19 protein-coding genes are annotated in these 24,299 nt (G+C 73.6%); 18 read left to right on the forward strand and 1 reads right to left on the reverse strand.

Annotated elements, in window-relative coordinates:
- Window positions 1–78 precede the first annotated feature (78 nt).
- The 13 genes from AC0VX2_RS04820 to ndk all read left to right on the forward strand — a co-directional run bounded on the left by AC0VX2_RS04820 (window position 79) and on the right by ndk (window position 16,152).
- Entirely contained in the window at window positions 79–1,794 is a 1,716-nt protein-coding gene (locus tag AC0VX2_RS04820) for a nitrite/sulfite reductase (protein ID WP_070709672.1), read from the forward strand.
- On the forward strand, window positions 1,791–2,516 hold the full coding sequence (locus AC0VX2_RS04825) for a phosphoadenylyl-sulfate reductase (protein ID WP_041104785.1): 726 nt from the start codon (window positions 1,791–1,793) through the stop codon (window positions 2,514–2,516). The genes AC0VX2_RS04820 and AC0VX2_RS04825 overlap by 4 nt, the downstream gene beginning before the upstream one ends.
- Window positions 2,517–2,548: 32 nt before the next feature.
- Window positions 2,549–3,484 (forward strand): sulfate adenylyltransferase subunit CysD, encoded by a 936-nt coding sequence (gene cysD, locus AC0VX2_RS04830; RefSeq protein ID WP_070709669.1) that lies wholly within the window; start codon window positions 2,549–2,551, stop codon window positions 3,482–3,484.
- A complete protein-coding gene (locus AC0VX2_RS04835; protein WP_101965503.1) occupies window positions 3,484–4,824 on the forward strand; it encodes a sulfate adenylyltransferase subunit 1 in 1,341 nt (446 codons plus the stop codon). Before cysD ends, AC0VX2_RS04835 begins: the two co-directional genes overlap by 1 nt.
- A 31-nt stretch (window positions 4,825–4,855) precedes the next feature.
- Window positions 4,856–5,581 carry an ABC transporter ATP-binding protein gene (locus AC0VX2_RS04840; protein WP_010078844.1) on the forward strand — a complete coding sequence of 242 codons (726 nt, stop codon included), beginning with the start codon at window positions 4,856–4,858 and terminating at the stop codon, window positions 5,579–5,581.
- A complete protein-coding gene (locus AC0VX2_RS04845; protein WP_101965502.1) occupies window positions 5,571–6,494 on the forward strand; it encodes an ABC transporter permease in 924 nt (307 codons plus the stop codon). Before AC0VX2_RS04840 ends, AC0VX2_RS04845 begins: the two co-directional genes overlap by 11 nt.
- Window positions 6,491–7,759: a uroporphyrinogen-III C-methyltransferase gene (gene cobA / locus AC0VX2_RS04850; protein ID WP_221844972.1), complete on the forward strand. Its 1,269-nt coding sequence runs from the start codon at window positions 6,491–6,493 to the stop codon at window positions 7,757–7,759. Before AC0VX2_RS04845 ends, cobA begins: the two co-directional genes overlap by 4 nt.
- Window positions 7,756–9,192: an FAD-dependent oxidoreductase gene (locus AC0VX2_RS04855; protein WP_475432732.1), complete on the forward strand. Its 1,437-nt coding sequence runs from the start codon at window positions 7,756–7,758 to the stop codon at window positions 9,190–9,192. The genes cobA and AC0VX2_RS04855 overlap by 4 nt, the downstream gene beginning before the upstream one ends.
- Window positions 9,193–9,273: 81 nt before the next feature.
- The gene (locus tag AC0VX2_RS04860) at window positions 9,274–9,909 is read left to right on the forward strand and encodes a TIGR03085 family metal-binding protein (RefSeq protein ID WP_475432734.1); all 636 of its coding nucleotides are present in this window, start codon (window positions 9,274–9,276) and stop codon (window positions 9,907–9,909) included.
- A gap of 278 nt (window positions 9,910–10,187) precedes the next feature.
- Complete coding sequence (ileS, locus tag AC0VX2_RS04865) at window positions 10,188–13,604, forward strand: isoleucine--tRNA ligase (RefSeq protein ID WP_475432736.1); 3,417 nt, start codon at window positions 10,188–10,190, stop codon at window positions 13,602–13,604.
- Complete coding sequence (locus tag AC0VX2_RS04870; protein WP_475432739.1) at window positions 13,604–15,157, forward strand: bifunctional folylpolyglutamate synthase/dihydrofolate synthase; 1,554 nt, start codon at window positions 13,604–13,606, stop codon at window positions 15,155–15,157. The genes ileS and AC0VX2_RS04870 overlap by 1 nt, the downstream gene beginning before the upstream one ends.
- A complete protein-coding gene (locus AC0VX2_RS04875) occupies window positions 15,154–15,654 on the forward strand; it encodes a DUF4233 domain-containing protein (RefSeq protein ID WP_036316917.1) in 501 nt (166 codons plus the stop codon). The genes AC0VX2_RS04870 and AC0VX2_RS04875 overlap by 4 nt, the downstream gene beginning before the upstream one ends.
- Window positions 15,655–15,729: 75 nt before the next feature.
- Entirely contained in the window at window positions 15,730–16,152 is a 423-nt protein-coding gene (ndk, locus tag AC0VX2_RS04880; RefSeq protein ID WP_012750845.1) for a nucleoside-diphosphate kinase, read from the forward strand.
- 86 nt (window positions 16,153–16,238) lie between these two features.
- Here the strand turns inward: ndk and AC0VX2_RS04885 are convergent, their stop codons facing one another.
- A complete protein-coding gene (locus AC0VX2_RS04885; RefSeq protein ID WP_002853923.1) occupies window positions 16,239–16,898 on the reverse strand; it encodes a vitamin K epoxide reductase family protein in 660 nt (219 codons plus the stop codon).
- Window positions 16,899–17,166: 268 nt separating this feature from the next.
- Here AC0VX2_RS04885 and AC0VX2_RS04890 point away from each other — a divergent pair, with 268 nt between their 5' ends.
- From AC0VX2_RS04890 to proB, 5 genes are all read left to right on the forward strand, one after another.
- Window positions 17,167–20,493 carry an Rne/Rng family ribonuclease gene (locus AC0VX2_RS04890; RefSeq protein ID WP_101965497.1) on the forward strand — a complete coding sequence of 1,109 codons (3,327 nt, stop codon included), beginning with the start codon at window positions 17,167–17,169 and terminating at the stop codon, window positions 20,491–20,493.
- A 232-nt stretch (window positions 20,494–20,725) separates the two neighbouring features.
- Entirely contained in the window at window positions 20,726–21,031 is a 306-nt protein-coding gene (gene rplU, locus AC0VX2_RS04895; protein ID WP_002853919.1) for a 50S ribosomal protein L21, read from the forward strand.
- A gap of 51 nt (window positions 21,032–21,082) precedes the next feature.
- Window positions 21,083–21,340, forward strand: a complete 258-nt coding sequence (gene rpmA, locus AC0VX2_RS04900; RefSeq protein ID WP_002853915.1) for a 50S ribosomal protein L27 — start codon at window positions 21,083–21,085, stop codon at window positions 21,338–21,340.
- 169 nt (window positions 21,341–21,509) lie between these two features.
- Window positions 21,510–23,057 (forward strand): GTPase ObgE, encoded by a 1,548-nt coding sequence (gene obgE / locus AC0VX2_RS04905; protein WP_101965496.1) that lies wholly within the window; start codon window positions 21,510–21,512, stop codon window positions 23,055–23,057.
- A 3-nt stretch (window positions 23,058–23,060) separates the two neighbouring features.
- Entirely contained in the window at window positions 23,061–24,266 is a 1,206-nt protein-coding gene (gene proB, locus AC0VX2_RS04910) for a glutamate 5-kinase (RefSeq protein ID WP_101965495.1), read from the forward strand.
- Window positions 24,267–24,299: the final 33 nt, after the last annotated feature.

Consider the following 24,299-nt stretch of genomic DNA (forward strand, 5'->3'; position numbering starts at 1 on the left):
GCGGCCCGGCCCCGGGAACGTGACGAACCGCGTCGACGATCTTGGGGGCTGGCATGCCGGGTTCCTAGCGTGGCGGCCATGACCCAGGTGAACGAGACGTCGAGGCCGGCGCGCACTCCGCGCCGTCCCTCCGCCAAGCCGCACGGCCAGTGGAAGGTGGACGGGACCGCCCCCCTGAACCACAACGAGGAGTTCAAGCAGCAGGACGACGGCCTGAACGTCCGCGAGCGCATCGAGCAGGTCTACGCCCACGAGGGCTTCGACTCGATCCCCTCGGACGACCTGCACGGCCGCTTCCGCTGGTGGGGCCTGTACACCCAGCGCCGGCAGGGGATCGACGGCGGCAAGACCGCCACCCTGGAGCCCCACGAACTCGAGGACCGCTACTTCATGCTGCGCGTGCGCATCGACGGCGGTGACCTCACCACCGAGCAGCTGCGCGTGATCGGCGGGATCTCCACCGACTTCGGCCGTGACACCGCGGACATCACCGACCGGCAGAACGTCCAGCTGCACTGGATCCGCGTCGAGGACGTCCCCGAGATCTGGCGGCGCCTGGAGTCCGTGGGCCTGTCCACCACCGAGGCCTGCGGCGACGTGCCGCGCGTGATCCTCGGCTCACCGGTGGCCGGGATCGCCGCGGACGAGATCATCGACCCCACGCCCGTGATCCGGGAGATCGCGGACCGCTGGATCGGCGACCTCGAGGTCTCCAACCTGCCCCGCAAGTTCAAGACCGCCATCACCGGCCATCCCTCCCAGGACGTGGTCCACGAGATCAACGACATCTCCCTGATCGGCGTGGTGCACCCCGAGCTGGGCCCCGGCTACGACCTGTGGGTCGGTGGCGGCCTGTCCACGAAGGCCCGCCTGGCCGACCGGATCGGTGCGTTCGTCTCGGCCGAGCGCGCCCCCGAGGTGTGGCACGCCGTCGTGAGCATCTTCCGCGACTACGGCTACCGGCGCCTGCGCAACAAGGCCCGCATGAAGTACCTGCTCGAGGACTGGGGGCCGGCGAGGTTCCGCACCGTGCTGGAGGAGGAGTACCTCGGCTACGCCCTGCCCGACGGCCCCGCCCCGGCCCCGCCCACCCGCCCCGGCGACCACGTGGGGGTCCACGAGCAGAAGGACGGCCGCTTCTACATCGGTGCCGCCCCCGTCGTCGGCCGCTCCAGCGGCACCACCCTCACCGCCCTCGCGGACCTGCTCGAGGCCCACGGCTCCACGCGGCTGCGGACCACCCCCCACCAGAAGATCGTGGTGCTGGACGTGGAGCGGGACCGGGTGGACGCCGTCGTGGCCGGTTTGAAGGAGCTGGGACTGGACCCGGAGCCGTCCGTGTTCCGCCGCTCCACCATCGCCTGCACGGGCCTGGAGTTCTGCAAGCTCGCCATCGTGGACACGAAGGACACCGCCACCGCCGCGATCGCCCAGCTGGAGGAGCGCCTGGCCGACCTCGCCGACCGCCTCCCCGAGCGGCTGAGCCTGCATGTGAACGGCTGCCCCAACTCCTGCGCCCGCATCCAGACCGCGGACATCGGTCTGAAGGGGCAGCTGCTCCCGGACGACGACGGCGGCCAGACGCCCGGCTTCCAGGTGCACCTGGGCGGCGGGCTGGCCTCCGTGGACCGCGCCGAGGCCGGCCTCGGACGCAGCGTCCGCGGCCTGAAGGTCCGCGCGGACGGGCTGGTCGACTACGTCGAGCGCCTCGTCCGCCGGTACGACGAGCAGCGCGAGCCGGGCGAGACCTTCGCCCGGTGGGCGCACCGAGTCGACGAGGAGGCCCTCCGATGAGCACCGTTCCCCCCACCCGTCCGACCGAGGACCTCGAGCGCCTGCAGGCACTCGCGGAGTCCGGCGCCGCCGAGCTCGGCTGGGACGCCCCCGCCGCGGCGGTGGTCGACTGGGCCGCCCGCCATGTGGACCTCCGCCGGGCCGCCGTCGCCTGCTCCATGGCCGACGCCGTCCTGCCGCACCTGGTGGCGCAGCGGATGCCCGGCGTGGACGTCCTCTTCCTGGAGACCGGCTATCACTTCACCGAGACCCTCGCGACGCGCGACGAGGTGGCCCGCCGCCTCGACGTCACCGTGGTGGACGTGCTCCCGGAGCTGACCGTGGCCGAGCAGGACGAGCGCCACGGCAAGGACCTGTTCGCCCGTGACCCGGGGCTGTGCTGCGCGATGCGCAAGGTCGAGCCCCTCAACCGGGCGCTGGCCGGATACGACCTGTGGTTCACCGGCGTCCGCCGGGACGAGGCGCCGACGCGCACGAACACCCCGCTGGTGGGCTGGGACGAGGCCCACGGCATGGTCAAGGTCAACCCCGTCGCCCCGTGGAGCTTCGACGACCTGGTCGGCTACGCCACGGACCACGACGTGCCCGTGAACCTGCTCCTGCAGAACGGCTACCCGTCGATCGGCTGCCGTCCCTGCACCCGCCCCGTCGCCCCCGGGGAGGACCCCCGAGCCGGGCGCTGGGCCGGGACCGCGAAGACCGAGTGCGGCATCCACGTCTGAGCGCCGCACCCGAGACAGACCAAGGAGACACGATGACCCTCACCCATGCCCCCGACCCGGGGACCGTGAGCCCCGCCGGGCCCGACGTCCAGGACGCCCTGGAGGCCGAGGCGATCCACATCATCCGCGAGGTGGTGGCCGAGTTCGAGCGCCCCGCCATGCTCTTCTCGGGCGGCAAGGACTCGGTGGTGATGCTCCACCTGGCCGCGAAGGCCTTCTGGCCGGGCAGGATCCCCTTCCCGGTGGTCCACGTGGACACCGGCCACAACTTCCCCGAGGTCCTCGAGTTCCGCGACCGCACGGTGGAGCGGCTCGGCCTGCGGCTCGTGGTGGGCTCCGTGCAGGAGTACATCGACCGCGGCGAGCTGCGTGAGCGCGCCGACGGCACCCGCAACACCCTGCAGACCACCCCCCTGCTGGACACGATCCGGACCAACCGGTTCGACGCCGTCTTCGGGGGAGGCCGCCGTGACGAGGACAAGGCGCGGTCCAAGGAGCGGATCATCAGCCTGCGCGACGCGTTCGGGCAGTGGGACCCGCGCAACCAGCGCCCCGAGCTGTGGAACCTCTACAACGGCCGTCACACCCCCGGCCAGCACGTCCGCGCGTTCCCCATCAGCAACTGGACCGAACTGGACGTGTGGCGGTACATCGCCCGCGAGGGCATCGAGCTGCCCCCCATCTACTACGCGCACGAGCGGGAGGTCTTCCGCCGCGACGGCATGTGGCGCGCCGTGGGGGAGCACTCCCGCCCGACCGAGGGCGAGGAGGTCACCACGCGGACGGTGCGCTACCGCACGGTGGGCGACATGTCCTGCACCGGCGCCGTCCTCTCGGACGCCGCCACCGTCGAGGACGTCGTGCTCGAGGTCGCCGCCTCCACCCTGACCGAACGCGGGGCCACCCGCGCCGACGACCGCATCTCCGAGGCGGCCATGGAAGATCGCAAGAAGGACGGGTACTTCTGATGAGCACCGCACTGCTGGACCGGCACGCCCCCGCCGGGACCCTGTTCCGCCTGGCCACGGCCGGCTCGGTCGACGACGGCAAGTCCACCCTCGTGGGCCGCCTCCTGCACGACTCCAAGGCCGTCCTGGCCGACCAGCTCGAGGCCGTGGCCCGCACCTCCGCCGAGCGCGGCTTCGGCGGCGCCGAGGGCGGGCTGGACCTGGCGCTGCTGACCGACGGCCTGCGCGCCGAGCGGGAGCAGGGGATCACGATCGACGTCGCGTACCGGTACTTCGCCACGGACCGGCGCACCTTCGTGCTGGCCGACTGCCCCGGGCACGTGCAGTACACCCGCAACACCGTCACGGGCGCCTCGACGGCCGACGCCGTCGTGCTGCTCGTGGACGCCCGCAAGGGCGTGGTGGAGCAGACCCGACGCCACCTCAGCGTGGTGGCCCTGCTGCGGGTGCCGCACGTGATCGTCGCCGTCAACAAGATCGATCTCGTGGACTACTCCGAGGAGGTCTTCACCGCGATCGCCGAGGACGTCCGGCGCGTGGCCCGGGAGCTCGGCCTCTCCGACGCGGTGAGCGTCCCGGTGTCCGCCCTCCAGGGCGACAACGTGGTCACCCGCTCCGAGCGGACGGACTGGTACACCGGCCCCACGCTCATGGAGCTGCTCGAGTCCCTGCCCGGGGCGGACGCCGAGGACGACGCCGCCGCCTCCTTCCGCTTCCCGGTGCAGCTCGTGGTGCGCCCCCAGGGCGCCCTGGCCCCCGGCCTCGACCCCGAGGTGTTCCGCGACTACCGCGGCTACGCCGGGCAGGTCGTGGCGGGCACCGTCCGGCCCGGGGACGCCGTCGCCGTCCTCAGCCCGGGGCAGCCGGCGCGCACCACGACCGTGGTGGGCGTGGACGCCGCCGGGGAATCCCTTGAGGAGGCCTCCTCCCCACAGTCGGTGGTCCTGCGCCTGGCCGACGAGGTGGACGTGGCCCGCGGGGACACGATCGCCGCCGCGGACACCGCCCCGCGCCCCACCACGGAGGTGGCCGCCGCGCTGTGTTGGCTCTCCGCCGCACCGCTGCGCGTCGGGCAGCAGGTCCTCGTCAAGCACGGCACCGCCGTCGTCCGGGCGCTCGTCCAGGAGGTGGCCGGTCGGCTCGACCTCGACACCCTGCGGCTCGACCCGGCCGAGACCCTCGGGCTCAACGACATCGGACAGGTGCGCCTGCACCTGGCCGCGCCGCTGCCCGTGGAGCCCTACGCCGTGCATCGGCGCACCGGGGCGTTCCTCGTGATCGACCCCCAGGACGGGGCCACGCTCGCCGCCGGCATGGTGCGCGGCGGCGACGAGGCCTGATCCGGATGACGACGGGGCGACGGGAGCGGTCATGACAGTGGTGATGGAGGACGTGGGCAAGAGCTTCGGCGGGCCCACGCCCGTGCTGGAGGACGTCTCCGTGCGGATCGAGCCGGGCGAGTTCGTCTGCCTGCTCGGCGCGTCCGGATGCGGCAAGTCCACCCTGCTGAACATCATCGCCCGGCTCGAGGCGCCCACCGCGGGCGTCGTCAAGACCCCCCGGGAGGGGGCCGCGTTCATGTTCCAGGACGCCGCCCTCTTCCCGTGGCTCACCGCCCGCGGCAACATCGAGCTCGCCCTCCGCTTCGCCGGTGTGGCCGCGGGGGAGCGTCGGGAGCGTGCCGGGGAGCTGCTGCGCCTCGTCCACCTGGACGACGCCGCCGACCTGCGACCCCACCAGCTCTCCGGCGGCATGCGCCAGCGCGTCGCCCTGGCCCGGGCCCTCGCCCAGGACCGCCCCCTGCTGCTCATGGACGAGCCGTTCGCGGCCTTGGACGCGATCACCCGCGACCTGCTGCATGGGGAGCTCGAGCGCGTGTGGCGGCAGACCGGCCGGACGGTCGTGTTCGTCACCCACAACGTGGCCGAGGCCGTCCGCCTCGGCCAGCGGGTGCTGCTGCTGTCCTCACGTCCGGGTCGCGTCGTCGCCGAATGGGACGTGCCCGCAGCCGCCCGCCACGACGCGCCCGCCGCGGCCGCCCTCACGGCCGCCATCACCGCCCGACTCGGTCAGGAGATCCGTCGCCATGCGCACTGACACCCCCACCCTCGACGCCCCCGGCCGCGCGCCGGGGGCCGCCACCGACGACGAGCTGCGCGAGCTCGACAGCGGCCTCGACGCGCTCCAGGCCGTCGACTCGACCCGTCGGACGGGTCTGGCCGGGTGGGACTGGAGCCGGGTCCTGCTCCCGGTGGCCGCCGTCGTCCTGCTCGTGGCGATCTGGCAGGCCTTCGCGTGGCTGGCCGGTGCGCGCGGCGAGCCGATCACCGGTCCCGGCGACGTCCTCGGGGCCTTCGGGACGCTGTGGGCCCAGGGTCTCGTCCAGCAGGCAGTGGCGACGTCGGTGGGCCGCGCCGTCGTCGGCTTCGCACTCGCCGTGGTCGTCGGCGTCGGGCTGGGCCTGCTGCTCGGACAGGTCAGCGTCCTGCGGCGGGCGTTCGGCCCGCTGCTCACGGCCCTGATGGTGCTGCCCAACGTGGCCTGGGTGCCGCTCGCGGTGCTGTGGTTCGGCCTCAGCGACGCCACCGCGTACTTCGTGATGCTCACCGGCGCCGTCCCCGCCGTGGTCGCCGGCCTCACCACCGGCACGGACCAGGTGCCGCCGCAGCTGCGTCGCGCGGCCCGGGTGCTGGGCGCCTCGCGTCTCGAGACCGCCCTGCTGGTGGTCCTCCCGGCCGCCCTGCCCGCCTTCGTCTCCGGCCTGCGCCAGGGCTGGGCCTTCGCGTGGCGAGGCCTCATGGCCGCCGAGATCATCGCCGTCGGCGGGCCCATGGGCGTGGGACTCGGGACCCTGCTCCACGAGGGACGGGCCGAGTCCGACCTCGCCGTCGTCCTCTGCGCCGTCCTGGCCATCCTGGCCGTCGGCGTCCTCGTCGAACTGACCGCATTCGGCCCCGCCGAGCGGCGCATGCTGCGCCGCCGGGGGCTGCTGGAAGGGAGCACGCGATGACCGCGTCCGATCTGTACCCCACCTCCCTGCGTCTGCTCGGCCGTCCCGTCCTGATCGTGGGCGGCGGCCGGGTGGCCGGGCGCCGCGTGGGCGCCCTCCTCGACGCCGGCGCGCTCGTCAGCGTGGTGGCCCCGGAGCCGGGGGAGGAGGTGGAGCGGCTCGCGGCGGCCGGCCTGCTCACCCTGCACCGCCGCCCCTACCGCCCGTCCGACCTCGACGGGGTCTGGTTCGCCCAGACCGCCACCGGCGACCGGGCCGTGGACGGGGCCGTGGCCTCCGACGCCGAGGCCCGCCGCGTCTGGTGCGTCGACGCCTCCGACGCCGAGTCCTCCGCCGCCTGGACGCCTGCCGTCGTCCGGGCCGGGGACGTGACCGTGGCCGTCAACGCCGGGGGAGACCCTCGCCGCGCCCGCGCCCTGAAGGACGCGATCGCCCTCGCCCTGTCCACGGGGCGGCTGCCGCTGCGCCGGCGGCGCGCGTCCTCCGAGCCCGGTCGCGTGGCCCTCGTCGGCGGCGGCCCCGGCGACTCCGGGCTCATCACCGTGCGCGGCCGACAGCTGCTCGCGGAGGCCGATGTGGTGGTCGCCGACCGGCTGGGCCCGCGCGCCCTCCTGGCCGAGCTGGACCCGGCGGTGCCCGTGATCGAGGTCGGCAAGGCCCCCGGGAACCACCTGGCCACGCAGGACGAGATCAACGCCGTCCTGGTCCGGGAGGCCCGGGCCGGCCGCCTCGTCGTCCGGCTCAAGGGCGGCGACCCGTACGTGCTCGGCCGCGGCGGCGAGGAGGCGGCGCACTGCCGCGCCCACGGCGTCGACGTCGAGGTGGTCCCCGGTGTCACGAGCGCCGTCTCGGTGCCCGCCGCCGCGGGGATCCCGGTCACGCATCGCGGCGTCGCCACCGGCTTCACGCTGGTGACCGGCCACGAAGAGCTGGCCGAAGTGCCCACCCGGGCCGACCACACGCTCGTCCTGCTGATGGGCGTGCGCCGGCTCGCGGACACCGCGCGCCGACTGACGGAGCGCGGCCTCGACGGCGCGACGCCCGTGGCGATCATCGAGCGCGGCTGGATGCCGGACCAGCGGGTCACCGTGGGCACGGTGGAGACCATCGCCGCGCAGGCGGCCGCCGTCGGTGTGGAGAACCCCGCCGTGATCGTCGTGGGCGACGTCGTGCGCCTGAGCTCTTACGCCACCGGCGCGCCGGCGGCCGGCATCCCTGCCCCGATCTCGACCCTGAACCCGACCTCCGAAGGAGCACGAGCATGACCCCGACCCCCTCGTCCTCGAGGCCTGACCGCCCGTTGCGCATCGCCATCATCGGTGCCGGACCCGCCGGGGTGTACACGGCGGACATCCTGACCAAGGAGGAACGGGACTTCCGTGTCAGCATCGACCTGTTCGACCGGTACCCGGCCCCGTTCGGCCTGATCCGCTACGGGGTGGCCCCGGACCACCCGCGCATCAAGGGCATCGTGACCGCGCTGCACAAGGTCATGGACCGCGGGGACATCCGTTTCCTGGGGAACGTGGACTACGGCACGGACCTGAGCCTGGCGGATCTGCGTCGGCATTACGACGCGATCGTGTTCTCCACCGGTGCCGTGCGGGACGCGGCCCTGGACGTGCCGGGGGTGGAGTTGGCCGGCTCGTTCGGTGGCGCGGATTTCGCGTCCTGGTACGACGGGCACCCGGATGTGTCGCGGCACTGGCCGTTGGAGGCCACGCAGGTGGCGGTGATCGGCAACGGGAACGTGGCCCTGGATGTGGCCCGGATCCTGTCCAAGCATGCCGAGGACCTGTTGCCCACCGAGATCCCGGACAACGTGTACCGGGACCTGGCCGCCTCCCCGGTCACGGACGTGCACGTGTTCGGCCGGCGCGGGCCGGCGCAGGTGAAGTTCACCCCGTTGGAGCTGCGGGAGCTGGCGCATTCCCGGGATGTGGACATCGTGCTGTACGAGGAGGACTTCGACTTCGATGCGGCCTCGGAGAAGGCGATCGAGGAGAACAACCAGGTCCGCACGATGGTGGGGACGTTGACGAACTGGCTCATGGAGCAGGAGGACCGTCAGCAGAGCGCCTCGCGTCGGCTGCACCTGCATTTCCTGCAGGCCCCGGAGGAGTTCCTGGACGAGGACGGGGACGGCCGGGTGGACGGTCTGCGGATGCGCCGGATGGAGCTGGACGGCTCCGGTGGGGTCCGTCCGACGGGGGAGACCGTGGACTACCCGGTGCAGGCGGTGTACCGGGCGGTGGGCTATTTCGGGTCCCCGGTGGAGGGGGTGGAGTTCGATGAGGTGCGCGGGGTGATCCCGAACGCGGAGGGTCGTGTGCTGGACGCGGACGGTGCCCCGGTGCCGGGTCTGTATGCCTCGGGGTGGATCAAGCGGGGCCCGGTGGGGTTGATCGGGCACACCAAGGGTGACTCTCTGGAGACGATCAAGCATCTGATCGAGGACGAGCCGGGGTTGTGGAGGGCTCAGGAGCCCTCGGAGGAGCCGGTGATCGAGCTGCTCGAGTCCCGCGGCGTCCCGTACACGACGTGGGCCGGTTGGCATGCTCTGGATGACCACGAGAAGTCCCTGGGTGCGCAGGCCACGCAGGCCGGGCCGGTGGCGCGGGAGCGGGTGAAGGTCGTGGACCGGGAGGAGATGACCCGCATCTCCCGGGAGAGCGTCCTCCTCGGCGCCGGAGGCTGAGTCCTCCCGTCGGGCGGATTCGCGGCCGCGGCGCGGCCCACCCCTCGCCCGCGCCGCGGCCCGCTCCCTACCGTGGTGCCCATGACCACCTTCGCCGCAGCCGAACGCGCCCGTCTCGCTGACCTCCTGCTCGAGAAGGGCCCCCACGCGCCCACCCTGTGCGGCGGCTGGAGCACCCGCGACCTCGCCGCCCACCTCTGGCTGCGGGAGAGCCGGCCCGACGCCTTCGCCGCCCTGTTCATCCCGCCGCTGTCCCGCCACCTCGACCGCCTGACCGCGGACACCAAGCGCCGCGACTACGCCGAGGTCGTGCGGGAGTGGGCCGCGGGCCCGTCGGCGCTGAACCCCATGCGGGCGGCGGACAGGCACGTGAACGCGGCCGAGCACTTCATCCACCTCGAGGACGTCCGGCGCGGCGAGTCCGCGACCGGCGGCTCGCTGCCCGCCCCGCGCCCGTTCTCCCCGGACGAGGAGGACGCCCTCTACCGCTCGCTGCGTCGCATGGCCCCGCTGTTCCTGCGCACGTCCACGGCGCCGGTGGTCCTCCAGGGCCCGGGTCGCGCCCCGGTCACCGTCACCCGTGGGGCCGTGGCGCTGCGGGCGCCCGTCACGGTGACCGGCGAGGTCGGGGAGCTCCTCCTCTGGGCCTCGGGCCGGGACGCCGCCCACGTGGAGATCGACGGCGACGCGTCGGCGGCCGTGCGCACCGCCCTCTGACGCGCTCCGGCCCCGCGGCCACGGGCCGGCGCAGCGTCCACTACACTGGCGGGCACAGGCGTCGACCCGGCCATCACCGGCGAGCCTCCGGAAGAACGGGCCGCACGGCCCCAGTAGAACCGGACGGGTAAGCCCGTCACAGCAGTCATCAAGCGGCCAGCACCCCGGGGACCTCCCGACGCCGGCAAGCAAGGTGGTACCGCGTCCGCGGCCGGCCGGAGGGTCGGGCCCTCGGGCGTCCTTGCACGGAACCGACGCCCCGGACGCAAAGGACCCCCGTGTACCCCCTCGCCTCCTCCGCCCCTGACGGCCGCACCCCCGCCTCCCCGCGCTTCCCGGAGATCGAGCGCCGCATCCTGGCGTACTGGGACGAGGACGGCACCTTCCAGGCCTCGATCGACCAGCGTCCCACCCGGAACGAGGACGGCTCGCAGAACGAGTTCGTCTTCTACGACGGCCCGCCCTTCGCCAACGGCCTGCCGCACTACGGCCACCTGCTCACCGGGTACGTCAAGGACCTCGTGGCCCGCTACCAGACGCAGCAGGGCCGCCGCGTGGAGCGCCGCTTCGGCTGGGACACCCACGGCCTGCCCGCCGAGCTCGAGGCGATGAAGCAGCTGGGCATGACGGACAAGTCCGAGATCGAGGCCATGGGCATCGACACGTTCAACGACGCCTGCCGCTCCTCGGTCCTGAAGTACACGGACCAGTGGCAGGACTACGTGACCCGCCAGGCCCGCTGGGTCGACTTCGAGAACGACTACAAGACCCTCACCCCGGACTTCATGGAGTCCGTGATCTGGGCCTTCTCCGAGCTGCACCGCAAGGGCCTGACCTACCGCGGCTTCCGCGTCCTGCCCTACTGCTGGAACGACGAGACCCCGCTGTCCAACCACGAGCTGCGCATGGACGACGACGTCTACAAGATGCGCCAGGACCCCTCGGTCACCGTCACGTTCCCGATCACCGGCCTCCCGGCGGACCCCGCCCTCGTGCCCGACGGCGGCGCCGACGCGGCGCTCGCCGCGCACCTGGCCGGCGTCCACGTCCTGGCCTGGACCACCACGCCCTGGACGCTGCCGACCAACGCGGCCCTCGCCGTCGGCCCCCAGATCCAGTACGCCGTGGTGCCGGCCGGCCCCGAGGGCGCGACCGCGGACGGGGACCGCTTCCTCCTGGCCGTGGACCTCGTGGGCGCCCACGCCAAGGAGCTCGGCTACGCCGACGCCGACGCCGCCCGCGCCGCGGTCACCGAGACGATCCCCGGCGCCCGCCTCGGCGGCCTGGCCTACGCGCCGCTGTTCACGGACGTGTTCGACGCCCACCGCGGGGAGACCTTCACCGTCAACGGCCGTGACCTCGGCGTCGAGGGCGCCCACCGCATCCTCGTGGACGACTACGTCTCCACCGAGGACGGCACCGGCGTGGTCCACCAGGCGCCGGCCTACGGTGAGGACGATCAGCGCGTGTGCGAGGCCAACGGCATCCCCGTGCTGCTCTCCGTGGACTCCGGAGCCCGGTTCCTGCCGCTGTTCGCCCGCGAGGACGTCGGGCGCGGCGACCTGCGCGAGATCGCCGGCGTCCAGGTCTTCGAGGCCAACCGCACGATCATCCGCGCCCTGCGCGCCCTGGGCCGCGTGGCCCGCGAAGCTTCCTACGAGCACTCCTACCCGCACTGCTGGCGCTGCCGCACGCCCCTGATCTACCGCGCGGTGACGTCCTGGTACGTCAAGGTCACCCAGATCAAGGAGCGCATGCTCGAGCTGAACGAGGAGATCACCTGGATCCCCGGCAACGTGAAGCACGGGCAGTTCGGCACGTGGGTCGCCAACGCGCGCGACTGGTCCATCTCCCGCAACCGGTACTGGGGCTCGCCCATCCCGGTGTGGGAGTCCGACCACCCCGACTTCCCCCGCCAGGAGGTCTACGGCTCGCTCGCGGAGATCGAGGAGGCCTTCGGCCGCCTGCCGCGCAACGCCCAGGGCGAGGTGGACCTGCACCGCCCGTGGGTGGACGACCTCACCCGCCCCCACCCGGACCCCGAGGCCGCCGCGGCCGGCGCGGTCATGCGCCGCGTCGAGGACGTGCTGGACGTCTGGTTCGACTCCGGCTCCATGCCGTACGCCCAGGTGCACTACCCGTTCGAACGCGCGGACTGGTTCCCCACGCACAACCCGGCGGACTTCATCGTGGAGTACATCGGCCAGACGCGCGGCTGGTTCTACACCATGCACATCCTGGCGACCGCCCTGTTCGACCGGCCGGCGTTCTCCCACGTGATCGCGCACGGCATCGTGCTCGGCTCGGACGGGCAGAAGATGTCCAAGTCGCTGCGCAACTACCCGGACGTCACGGAGGTCCTGGACCGCGACGGCGCGGACGCCATGCGCTGGTTCCTCATGGCCAGCCCCATCCTGCGCGGCGGCAACCTGATCGTCACCGAGGACGGCATCCGCGAGGGCGTCCGCCAGGTGCTGCTGCCGGCGTGGAACGCCTACCACTTCTTCACCCTGTACGCGAACACCGCGCACGACGGCGGCGCCCGCCCCGAGGGGTACCGCGCGCAGGAGCGGCACACCGCCGAGGACCCCCTGGACCAGTACATCCTGGCCGCCACGGGCCGCATGCTGCGGCAGGTCAAGACCGGCCTGGACGCCTACGAGGTCTCGGACGCCACGGACGCGCTGCGCGGCTTCATGGACACCCTGACCAACTGGTACATCCGCCGGTCCCGTGAGCGGTTCTTCGACGAGGACACCGTCGCCTTCGACGTCCTCTACACCGTCCTGGAGGCCTTCACCCGGGCCGCCGCACCACTGATGCCGCTGATCGCCGAGGAGATCTGGCGCGGCCTCACCGGCGGCCGCTCGGTCCACCTGACCGACTACCCGGACGCCGACCTGTTCCCCCACGGGCCCGAGGCGGACTCCCTCGTGGCCCGCATGGATGCCGTGCGCCGCATCAGCTCGGCCGGCTCGGCCCTGCGCAAGGGGGCCGGGCGCCGGGTGCGCCTGCCCCTGCCCCGCCTGTCCGTCGTCGTCCCGGACGCGGCGGGCCTCGAGGGCACCTACGCCCGCATCGTGGCGGACGAGCTGAACCTCAAGGACGTCGAGCTCACCGAGCTCTCGGAGGAGGCGATCGCCCGCTACGGCATCGGCACGGAGCTGAAGCTGAACTTCCGCGAGCTCGGCAAGGCGTTCGGCCGGCAGGTGCCGCTCGTGAAGCAGGCGGTCGACGCCGGCGCGTACGAGGAGACGGCCGAGGGCCTGGCGGTCACGCTCGCCGACGGCGAGACCGTGACCCTGGCCCCCGCGCTCTACGAGCTGCGCACCGTCTCCACCGGTGCCCCCGAGGGGACCGCGGTGGGCGTGCTGCCCGGCACCGCCGGCTTCCTCGTGCTGGACACCGAGGTCTCCGCGGAGCTGGCCGCCGAGGGCACCGCCCGGGACGTGGTCCGCGCCGTCCAGGCGGCCCGCAAGGACGCCGGCCTGGACGTCTCCGACCGCGTGCGCACGCGGATCGAGGGCCCCACCGCCGTCGTGGCGGCGCTCGAGGCCCACCGCGGCCTCGTCGCGGAGGAGACCCTCACGGTGGACCTGGAGCTCGTGGACTCCGGTGCGGCCGACCCGCGCAAGGACCCGGCCGACGACGCCATGAAGACCGTGGCAGTCACCGTCGCGAAGGCGGACGCGTGATGCGCGGGGACGCCCCGGGCACGGTCGAGGAGGTCTACCGGGACCTGCTCGCCCGCGCCCCGGAGAACACGATGCAGCCGCGGCTCGAGCCGATGCGGCGCGTGCTCGCGCTGCTCGGCGACCCGCAGCACGCGGCCCCCGTGATCCACCTGACCGGCACCAACGGCAAGACGTCCACGGCGCGGATGGTCGAGGCCGTCCTGCGCGCCTACGGGCTGCGCACCGGGCGCTACACCTCGCCGCACCTGCAGCGCGTCACGGAGCGGATCAGCATCGACGGCGCCCCGGTGGCCGACGAGACCTTCGTGCGCGTGTGGGGGGAGATCCTCCCGATCGTGCAGACCGTGGACGCGGAGCTCGAGGCCGCGGGCGAGGTCCCGCTGACGTACTTCGAGGCGGTCACCACGCTGGGCTTCGCGGTGTTCGCGGACGAGCCCGTGGAGGTCGTCGTCCTCGAGGTGGGCCTCGGGGGCGTGACGGACGCGACCAACGTCGCGGACGCCGTCGTCTCCGTGGTCACCCCCATCTCCCTGGACCACACGGACCTGCTGGGGGAGACCGAGGCCGAGATCGCCGAGGAGAAGGCCGGCATCATCAAGCCCGGCGGCGCCCTCGTCTCCGCCGCCCAGGAGCGCGACGCCGCCCAGGTGCTGCTCGAGGCGGCGCAGGCGGCCGACGTGCCGTTCCGCTTCGAGGGCGTCGAGTTCGGCGTGCTCGAGCGCTCCCTGGCCGTGGGCGGCCAGCAGGTGTCCGTGCGTGGCCTCGCGGCCGAGTACCGGGACCTGTTCCTGCCGCTGCTCGGGGAGCACCAGGCGCAGAACCTCGCGGTCGCCGTGGCGGCCCTGGAGATGTTCCTGGGCGGCGGCGAGCGGCCGCTGGACGAGGAGCTGCTGCGCGAGGGGCTGTCCCAGGTCACCTCGCCCGGCCGGCTCGAGGTGCTGCGCACCGCCCCCACGCTCATCGTGGACGCCGCCCACAACCCGGACGGCGTGCGGGCCACGGCCCGCGCGGTGCAGGAGGCGTTCGGCTTCACCCGCCTCTCGCTGGTCGTCGGGATCCTCCAGGAGAAGGACGCGCCGGGCATGCTCGCGGCGCTCTACCGGGCGTTCGGCGACGACGTGGAGGACCTCGCGGTGACGCAGTCCTCCTCGGCCCGCGCCATCCCGGCCGGGGAGCTGGCCCGCATGGCCGTCGACGCCGGCTGGCCCGAGGATGACGTGTACGCCACCGAGTCCGTGCCGGACGCCCTGGAGTGGGCGGTCGGCCGCGCGGAGGCCCTGGAGACGAGCGCGGACGAACTGGCCTCCGGCACCGGCGGCGGCGTGCTCGTGCTCGGCTCGATCACCCTGGCCGCGGAGGTCCGCACCCTCGTGGGCGAGCCCCGCCACGCCGGCCCCGTCACCGTGGCCGCCCGCGGCCTCGACCCCGCCGACCTGCTCGACGCCGTCGGGCTGGCGGACGCCGACGAGGACGACCTGGACCCGGAGATCCTCGAGCTGCTCGAGGACCGCGACGACGCCGGCGCCCGCCGCCGGCCGGAGGAGGACCGATGACCCCCGACCAGCCGGAGACCGGAGGCGCCACGGAGCAGGGGCGCTTCGGCGACGAGTCCTGGCGCCCCGCGCGTGAGACGCGAGCCCAGCGGCAGTGGCGCCCCGGCACTCGTCGGCGCCGCCGCTCCGTGCGCGCCCTGTTCACCTCCACGATCCTCATGCTCGAGGCGGTGCTCATCTTCTTCCTCGGGCTCATGCTGTTCGGCATGCACCGGGACGAGCCGGGCGCCTGGTGGTTCGTGGCGGGCTACTCCGCGCTGGCCGTCGTCGCGGTGCTGACCTGCGCCCTGGTGCGCAAGCCCGTCGGCATCGCGATCGGCTGGGCGATCCAGGCCGTCCTGCTGGCCTCCGGCTTCTGGGAGTACTCGATGTTCGTGGTGGGGGCCCTCTTCGCGCTGACGTGGGCGTACGCCGTGATCAAGGGCGGTGCCATGGACGTCGAGAACGCACACCGGGACCGCCTCGAGGCCGCCTGGGAGGCCGAGCACGGACGCTGAGACCCGGGCCCCACTAGGGTGGGGCGGGAACCGGACCGCGCTCGCGGCCGTCCGACGACGCTAGGAGCACACCCCATGACGCACCACACCGAAGAGACCCTCGTCCTCATCAAGCCGGACGGGGTGGCCCGCAACCTGGTCGGCGAGATCCTCGCGCGCATCGAGCGCAAGGGCTACGTGATCGCCGATCTGAAGATGCTCACGCCCACCCGCGCCATGCTGGAGCGCCACTACGAGGAGCACCAGGGCAAGCCGTTCTTCGAGCCGCTGGTCGCGTTCATGGCCTCCGGCCCCGTGGTGGCCGCGCGCGTCACGGGCGATTCGGTGATCGAGGGCTTCCGCTCGCTGGCCGGCAAGACCGATCCCACCGTGGCCGCCCCGGGCACCATCCGCGGCGACCTGGGCCGGGACTGGGGCGAGGCCGTCCAGAAGAACCTCGTCCACGGTTCGGACTCGACCCTCTCGGCCGAGCGCGAGCTCGCGATCTGGTTCGGCTGAGCCCGTTCCGGGCCCGCACGACGGCGGCCGGTCACCCTGGTGGGGTGACCGGCCGCCGTCGTCGCGTCCGGTGGGGGAGCGCGGGCTCAGTCGATCCCGATGACCCCGAGGCCCAGTTCCAGCAGGATCGAGGCGAACACCAGGACGTAGAGGAGCACGATCACGGGCCAGGCCAGCTCCCGGGCGAGTCGGACGAGGCCGGCCGGGGCCGGCAGCGTGCCGGTCTGCAGGTTCCGGGACGTCACGAGCACGAGCTGGGCGATGACCATGGCCCACACGATCATGCAGTAGAGGCAGAGCGTGCCGATGCTGTAGACGGCCGAGTACCAGAGCCACACGCAGAATGCGAAGCCCGCCAGGATCCCCGCGTTCATCAGCAGCCAGTACCAGCGGGCGAAGCGGGCGCCGGCGAGCAGGGACACCGCCACGGTGATGAGCACGGAGAACGCGACCACGCCGATGTACGTGTTCGGGAAGCCGAAGGTGTGGGCCTGCCACGACTGCATCACCTGGCCGCAGGACACCCACGGGTTGAGGTCGCAGGACGTGCGGTGCGTCGGGTCAGCGGTGAGGAGGGCGCGCTCGACGATGATGATGATCGTGGCCGTCAGCGCCACGAGCGAGGTGATCAGGAGCAGCGCCGCCGTGCCCGCGGGCCGGGCGTACCAGGTGAGCCGGGCCTCCTCGGCGGGGACGTCGTCGGCAGGGGAGAGGCGGACGTCGTCCGTCAGCGGGGTCGCAGGCATGGACACGATTCTAGGCGCGCGCCCGGGGCGGATGTGAGACAATCGGCCCTGGCCGTCCCGTGGCCACACCGCGGGGCAGCCCGCTGCGCGCCCGACGTCGGGCCGCCGCCGAGGCGCCCCCGCGTCGAGCATCGTGCGGGAGGTGGACGCCGGGCCCCGCCCGTGTGCGTCCGTGCGCCGGCCGGCGGACGGCACGTGACGCCCAGGCCCCGATCTCGAGGGCGCAGCGGTTCCGCGCCGGCCCCTGACGGTCGACGCGGTCCACCCGATGACTTCTCGGAGTCCGCCTCCCGGCGCACCCGTGGCGCACGGCGCCCGGGGCAACGCGGCCGGCGGCGGACGCGGACACGCCGGGCGGCGGCGAGTGTGGCGTCGTCGGTCGGCGGGAGGTGCTGCCATGGCGGCCAACAACGAGGACACGACCCGCGCAGACGAACGCGCGGAGGAGACGGCCGGGCAGGCCGTGACGCAGACCGCGGCGGACACCGCCGCCGCGGACCCGGCCGAGGAGCCGAGCGCGCCGACGCTGCAGGTCGACCCGACCGACCCGTTCGCCGTGCCGGCGAACCTGATCGAGGTCCTGCGCACCGAGACCACGTCCCGGCAGCGCTCCGAGGACGAGGACGCCGGAGAGTCCGAGGACCGGGCCGAGGGCGCCGTGGTCTCCCGGCGGCGCCGCCGACGCCGCCGCGGCGAGGTGGACATGGAGCTCGACGGCGGCGAGGCCGGCGATCCCGAGCACACCGTCACCCGCGTGCGCGCGCCGCGCCAGGCCGTCGGCACCGCCTCGGACACCGTCCAGAGCGTCAAGGGCTCCACCCGGCTCGAGGCGAAGCGCCAGCGCCGCCGCGACTCCCGCTCGGGCGGGCGTCGCCGCACCGTGATCACCGAGGCCGAGTTCCTGGCCCGCCGCGAGGCCGTGGACCGCAAGATGCTGGTGCGCCAGCGCGACCAGCGCATCCAGATCGCCGTGCTCGAGGACGGCGTGCTGGCCGAGCACTTCGTCTCGCACACCACGCAGGACTCGATGATCGGCAACGTGTATCTGGGCAAGGTCCAGAACGTGCTGCCGTCCATGGAGGCCGCGTTCGTGGACATCGGCCGCGGACGCAACGCCGTGCTCTACGCGGGCGAGGTCAACTGGGACGCCGCCCAGCTGGACGGCAAGCCGAGGAAGATCGAGAACGCGCTCAAGTCCGGCGACACCGTGCTCGTCCAGGTCACCAAGGACCCGGTGGGCCACAAGGGCGCCCGTCTGACCAGCCAGGTCTCCCTGCCCGGCCGCTACCTCGTGTACGTGCCGGGAGGCTCGATGACCGGCATCTCCCGCAAGCTGCCGGACGTGGAGCGCTCGCGTCTGAAGAAGATCCTCAAGGACCACCTGCCGCAGGACGCCGGCGTGATCGTGCGCACCGCGGCCGAGGGCACCTCCGAGCAGGAGCTGCAGAACGACATCAACCGTCTGCGCGCCCAGTGGGAGGGCATCCAGGAGAAGGCGTCCGGCACCAAGGTGCTCGCCCCCGAGCTGCTCTACGCCGAGCCGGACCTGACCATCAAGACGGTCCGCGACGTCTTCAACGAGGACTTCTCCGCCATGCTCGTGCAGGGCGAGGCCACGTGGGACAACATCGAGGCCTACGTGACCTACGTGGCCCCGCACCTGCTGGACCGGTTGCACCACTGGGTGCCGGAGGACCACGACGGCGAGGACCTGTACGCCACCCACCGCGTGGACGAGCAGCTCCACAAGGCGCTCGAGCGCAAGGTGTACCTGCCCTCCGGCGGCTCGCTCGTGATCGACCGCACCGAGGCCATGACCGTGGTGGACGTGAACACCGGCAAGTTCACGGGCTCCGGCGGCAACCTCGAGGAGACCGTCACCAAGAACAACCTCGAGGCCGCCGAGGAGATCGTCCGGCAGCTGCGCCTGCGGGACATCGGCGGCATCATCGTCATCGACTTCATCGACATGGTGCTCGAGGCCAACCGCGACCTCGTGCTGCGGCGTCTCGTGGAGTGCCTGGGCCGGGACCGCACGAAGCACCAGGTCGCCGAGGTGACCTCGCTCGGCCTGGTCCAGATGACGCGCAAGCGCATGGGCACCGGGCTCGTGGAGGTGTTCTCGGAGACCTGCGAGCACTGCGCCGGCCGCGGCATCATCATCAAGGACACCCCCGTCGAGCGGGGCCGCTCCGGCGGTGAGCAGCGCGGCGAGGCGGAGGGCCGCCGTCGTCGCCGGCGCCGGGGCAACGGCGAGGGCGAGCACGCCCACGCCGCCGCGGCCACGACGACGGGCGCCGAGCACGCCGACTCCGAGGACGAGCGGCAGCGCCGTGAGCGGGCCGAGGCCGCCCGGGTCGCCCTGCACTCGATCGCGAAGGCCTCCGGCAAGGTGGCCGAGGACGAGACCCCCGCGCAGGAGCCCGCCCCCGCCGAGCAGGCGGCGGACGCCGCCGAGGACTCAGTGGTCGAGGCCGTCGAGGCCGCGTCGACCGGGCCCGCGGAGGCCGGGGAGCCGGCCGCGGCGGACGAGGAGGAGACGCCGCGTCGCCGGCGCCGTCGGGGCCGCCGGCGCAGCCGGGGCCGCGCTGAGGAGTCGGGGGACACCGGCGCCGAGGATGCCGGCTCCGAGGATGCCGCGCGGTCGCACGACGACGGCCCCGCCGAGTCCGCCGGTCAGACCCGTCAGACCGAGGAGGAGGCGGCCGAGCCGGCCGCCGCCGCGGCCCCCGAGCACCAGGACCCGGTCGTGCAGGCCGAGGAGGCCGTGGCCGCCGTCGCGGAGGCGGAGGCCGACGCCGAGGCCGAGTCCCCGGAAGACGCGGCTGAGCAGGACGACCGTCCCCGCCGGTCCCGGCGTCGCCGGGGTGGCCGCGGGCGGTCTCGCCGAGGCGGCGAGGCGGCCTCGACCGAGGCCGACGCCGACGCCGAGGACCACGGTGCGGAGCGCGCGACGCCGTCGCGGCACGAGGCCGCGGACGCCGACTCCTCGGTGGCCGTGTCCTCCGAGGTCGCATCGGAGCCTGTGCCTGCCGAGGATGCCCCGGCGCCCGTGCCCGCCGAGGATGCCCCGGCGCCCCGGCGCCGCCGGTCCCGCCGGGCCTCGAGCGACGGCGTCGTCCGTCCGGCCGCCGGTGCGGACGCGTCCGCCGAGCGGACGGCCGACCGCACGGACGCGGCTCCGGTGGAGGCCACCGAGCCCTCGCCCGAGGAGTCCACGGACGCCACCGAGGTCCACGAGCAGCCCGCCGCCCCGGCCGCCGTCGAGGAGGCCGTGATGGTGGAGCCTGCGGCGACCGAGCCGACGGCGGAGCCCACGGCGGACGCGGACCAGGCGTCCGCCGCGGACGCCCCGACCGAGGCCCAGGCGGCTCCGACCGCCCCGGTGCCCGGATCGCCGCGCCGGCGCTCGCGTCGCGCCGTGTCGTCCGACGGCGTCCACGTCCAGGTCCAGGCCGCGCCCGGCGGCGCCCAGGGCGGCCGCTTCACCGCGGCCGTGGCCGAGGCGTCCACCCCCGCCGAGCCGCAGGGTGCCGCCCCGGTGATGCTCGGCGTCGGAGTGAAGGCCGCCGACCTGGCCCGTCGCGGCCGCTGACCGTCGTCGGTGCCGCCGCCCCGGGCCTGCCCCGGGCGGCGGCGACGCGCCGACACGCCTCTGTTTGGTCCGGATGCCCGGCAGCGAGTATGCTGGACCATCGGTGTTCACCGCCCGCACGCTCCCGCATGTCCCGGTGAGGGACCGCCGGACCCGGACGCAGCCGCGGTCGAGGTGCGGGCGAGCAGAACCCGATCTGATCCGTTGAAACGTCGAGAGAAGTGAGTCCCAAGTGGTGTACGCGATTGTCCGCGCTGGCGGCCGCCAGGAGAAGGTTTCCGTCGGAGACCTCGTTACCCTTGACCGCGTTCCCGCTGAGACCGGTGGCTCCGTCGAGCTGCCCGCTCTGATGCTGGTGGACGGGGACGAGGTCAAGGCTGGCGCCGATGCCGCCGGTGTGAAGGTGACCGCCGAGGTCGTCTCCCACTCCCGTGGCAAGAAGGTCGTCATCATGAAGTACAAGAACAAGACCGGCTACAAGAAGCGCCAGGGCCACCGCTCTGAGCTGTCCACGGTCAAGATCACCGGGATCGCCTGAGCCGTCACCGGCACCGGCGAAACCGAGCATCCGAGAGGTTAGGCAACAGCAATGGCACATAAGAAGGCCGGCAGTTCCTCGAAGAACGGCCGCGATTCGAACCCGCAGTACCTCGGCGTCAAGCGCTACGGCGGCGAGGACGTCAACGCCGGCGAGATCATCGTCCGCCAGCGTGGCACCAAGTTCCACCCGGGCCGCAACGTCGGCCGCGGCAAGGACGACACCCTCTTCGCGCTGTCCGCGGGCTCCGTGGCCTTCGGCCAGCGCCGCGGCCGCAAGGTCGTGGACATCGTCCCCGCCGCGGAGTGATCTGACACTCGTGCGGTCTGCGTGCGGACCCTCGCCCGGCGAGGACACCCGCACCCCCTGACGCCCCGGCGGGGGCGGGCCCGGCATCCACCGGACCCGCCCCCGCCGTCGGCGTCTCCGGCCCCTGGGCCGTCTGAGTCCGATCCCTCCAGCCCCTAGGAGCACTCCCATGGCAGCCTTCGTGGACCGCGTGGTCCTCCACCTCACCGCCGGCAACGGCGGGCACGGGTGCGTCTCCGTGCATCGCGAGAAGTTCAAGCCCCTGGGTGGCCCCGACGGCGGCGACGGGGGCGACGGCGGCGACATCACCCTCGTGGTGGACTCGCAGACCACCACGCTGCTGGACTACCACCACGCCCCGCACCGGTCCGCTGAGAACGGCCAGCCGGGCATGGGCGACCACCGCGAGGGCAAGAACGGCCAGTCGCTCGTGCTGCCCGTGCCGGACGGCACGGTGGTCAAGGATGAGCAGGGCAACATCGTGGCCGATCTCGTGGGGGAGGGCGCGACCTACGTCGCCGCCGCCGGCGGTCAGGGCGGCCTCGGCAACGCGGCTCTGGCCTCCGTGAAGCGCAAGGCGCCCGGCTTCGCGCTGCTCGGCCTGCCGGGGGAGAGCCGGGACCTGACGCTCGAGATCAAGACCGTGGCGGACGTCGCGCTCGTGGGCTTCCCCTCGGCCGGCAAGTCCTCCCTCATCGCTGCCCTGTCTGCGGCCCGTCCCAAGATCGCGGACTACCCGTTCACCACGCTCGTGCCCAACCTCGGGGTCGTGCAGGCCGGCGACGTGCGCTTCACCGTGGCCGACGTCCCGGGCCTGATCCCCGGTGCCTCGGAGGGCCGCGGCCTCGGCCTGGAGTTCCTGCGCCACGTCGAGCGCTGCGCCGCGCTCGTGCACGTCCTCGACTGCGGCAGCCTCGAGTCCGACCGCGACCCGATCGCCGACTTCGAGGCCATCGAGGCCGAGCTCGAGGCCTACGCGGTGGAGCCCGTCTTCTCCCAGGGCGGGGAGGGCGTCGTACCGCTGAACGAGCGGCCCCGCCTCATCGCCCTGAACAAGACCGACCTGCCCGACGGCGCCGCGATGGCGGACATGGTCCGCGACGAGCTCGAGGGCCGTGGCCTGCGGGTCTTCGACATCTCCGCGCTGGCCCGCGAGGGCCTGGACGCCCTCAAGTACGCCATGGCCGAGCTCGTGGCGGAGGCCCGTTCCCGGGTGGTCGAGCCCGTGCTGGCCGCGCCCGTCGAGGTGCCGCGCCGGCATCGCCGCCGCGGCGAGCGGGCCGAATTCACGATCCGCCGCGAGGAGCGCAACCTCGAGCCTCTGTTCCGCGTGCGCGGCGAGAAGCCCGAGCGGTGGGTGGCCCAGACGGACTTCCAGAACGACGAGGCGATCGGCTACCTTGCGGACCGGCTCCAGCGGGCCGGCGTCGAGGACGGCCTGTTCAAGGCCGGTGCGAGGCCGGGCGACGCCGTGGTGATCGGCGACGACGTCACGGGCGTGGTCTTCGACTGGGAGCCCACGCTGTCCGCGGGAGCCGAGCTGCTCGCCGGGCCCCGTGGCACCGACCTGCGGCTCGACGAGCGCACCCGCGCGACCCGCGCGGAGAAGCGCGCCGAGCAGGATGCCCGCCGGGCCGCCCGTGCGGCGACCCGGGCCGAGATGGAGGCCGAGCGACGCTCCGGCCTGTGGACCGACACCGACGATCGAGAGGGATGATCCATGTCCGTGCGGCGCACCGTCGTCACCCGCTATCCGACCCCCGCCACGCGCGGCTCCGAGGACCCGCGGGCCAACCCCGTGACCTCGCGGGAGACGATGGGCGCCGCACGTCGCGTTGTCGTGAAGATCGGCTCGTCCTCGCTGACCACCCCGGACGGCCTGGACGTGGCGGCCATCGACCGGCTCGTGGACGTCCTCGCCGCCGAGCGGCAGAAGGGCACCCAGGTGGTGCTCGTGTCCTCCGGTGCCATCGCGGCCGGCTTCCCGCACCTCGGGCTGAGCCGCCGCCCCAAGGACACCGCCACCCAGCAGGCCTCGGCGGCGGTCGGCCAGAGCAAGCTCATGGCGCACTACACCACGAGCTTCGGCCGGCACGACACGGAGGTGGCGCAGGTGCTCCTCACCGCCGAGGAGCTCATGCGGCGCACCCAGTACACGAACGCGCACCGCGCCCTCGCGCGGCTGCTCACGCTCGACGTGATGCCGATCGTCAACGAGAACGACGCCGTGGCCACGCGCGAGATCCGCTTCGGTGACAACGACCGCCTCGCGGCCCTCACCGCCAACCTTTGCAAGGCGGACCTGCTGGTCCTGCTCTCCGACGTGGACGCCCTCTACACGGGCCATCCCTCCCACCCGGACGCGCGGCGCATCCCCGAGGTGACCTCCGACGACGACCTGTCCGGCGTCGACGTGCGCGTGCCCGGCTCTGCCGGTGTGGGCACCGGCGGCATGGTGACCAAGGTGGACGCGGCCGGCATCGCGGCCACCACCGGCATCCCGACCCTGCTGACCTCGGCCGCCAATGCGGGCGCCGCCTTCGCGGGGGAGGACGTGGGCACGTGGTTCTCCGCCACCGGCCGCCGCCGGTCCGCCCGCGCGGCGTGGCTCGGCCTCACGGCGGAGGTCCGGGGTCGGCTCGTCATCGACGACGGCGCGGTGGCCGGGGCGATCGACCGCGGCCGCTCCCTGCTGGCCGCGGGCATCACCGGCTGCACGGGCGACTTCACGCCGGGCGACGTCGTCGAGATCGTGGACGCGCACGGCCGGGTGCGGGCGCGCGGCCTCGTGCAGTACTCCTCGTCGCAGCTGCCCGCCATGCTCGGGCGGACGACCGCCGACCTTCGCGAGGACCTCGGCGCGGGCTACGACGGCGTCGTCGTGCACGCCGACGACTGGGTGCGCCTGGCTCCGCCGCAGCGCTGACCGGCACGGGCTCCGGCCGAGTCGACGGACCGG

It is taken from the genome of Micrococcus sp. iso_239 (assembly GCF_056173395.1).

What these genes read in the sequence shown, in the direction of transcription:
- AC0VX2_RS04840 (WP_010078844.1), top strand. Translation starts at nt 4,856, where the DNA reads ATGACAGTGGTGATGGAGGACGTGGGCAAGAGCTTCGGCGGGCCCACG.
- AC0VX2_RS04885 (WP_002853923.1), bottom strand. Translation starts at nt 16,898, where the DNA reads ATGCCTGCGACCCCGCTGACGGACGACGTCCGCCTCTCCCCTGCCGAC.
- AC0VX2_RS04820 (WP_070709672.1), top strand. Translation starts at nt 79, where the DNA reads ATGACCCAGGTGAACGAGACGTCGAGGCCGGCGCGCACTCCGCGCCGT.
- rpmA (WP_002853915.1), top strand. Translation starts at nt 21,083, where the DNA reads ATGGCACATAAGAAGGCCGGCAGTTCCTCGAAGAACGGCCGCGATTCG.
- AC0VX2_RS04860 (WP_475432734.1), top strand. Translation starts at nt 9,274, where the DNA reads ATGACCACCTTCGCCGCAGCCGAACGCGCCCGTCTCGCTGACCTCCTG.
- AC0VX2_RS04875 (WP_036316917.1), top strand. Translation starts at nt 15,154, where the DNA reads ATGACCCCCGACCAGCCGGAGACCGGAGGCGCCACGGAGCAGGGGCGC.
- AC0VX2_RS04825 (WP_041104785.1), top strand. Translation starts at nt 1,791, where the DNA reads ATGAGCACCGTTCCCCCCACCCGTCCGACCGAGGACCTCGAGCGCCTG.
- AC0VX2_RS04890 (WP_101965497.1), top strand. Translation starts at nt 17,167, where the DNA reads ATGACTTCTCGGAGTCCGCCTCCCGGCGCACCCGTGGCGCACGGCGCC.
- proB (WP_101965495.1), top strand. Translation starts at nt 23,061, where the DNA reads ATGTCCGTGCGGCGCACCGTCGTCACCCGCTATCCGACCCCCGCCACG.
- obgE (WP_101965496.1), top strand. Translation starts at nt 21,510, where the DNA reads ATGGCAGCCTTCGTGGACCGCGTGGTCCTCCACCTCACCGCCGGCAAC.
- ndk (WP_012750845.1), top strand. Translation starts at nt 15,730, where the DNA reads ATGACGCACCACACCGAAGAGACCCTCGTCCTCATCAAGCCGGACGGG.
- cysD (WP_070709669.1), top strand. Translation starts at nt 2,549, where the DNA reads ATGACCCTCACCCATGCCCCCGACCCGGGGACCGTGAGCCCCGCCGGG.
- AC0VX2_RS04835 (WP_101965503.1), top strand. Translation starts at nt 3,484, where the DNA reads ATGAGCACCGCACTGCTGGACCGGCACGCCCCCGCCGGGACCCTGTTC.
- AC0VX2_RS04845 (WP_101965502.1), top strand. Translation starts at nt 5,571, where the DNA reads ATGCGCACTGACACCCCCACCCTCGACGCCCCCGGCCGCGCGCCGGGG.
- cobA (WP_221844972.1), top strand. Translation starts at nt 6,491, where the DNA reads ATGACCGCGTCCGATCTGTACCCCACCTCCCTGCGTCTGCTCGGCCGT.
- AC0VX2_RS04855 (WP_475432732.1), top strand. Translation starts at nt 7,756, where the DNA reads ATGACCCCGACCCCCTCGTCCTCGAGGCCTGACCGCCCGTTGCGCATC.
- AC0VX2_RS04870 (WP_475432739.1), top strand. Translation starts at nt 13,604, where the DNA reads ATGCGCGGGGACGCCCCGGGCACGGTCGAGGAGGTCTACCGGGACCTG.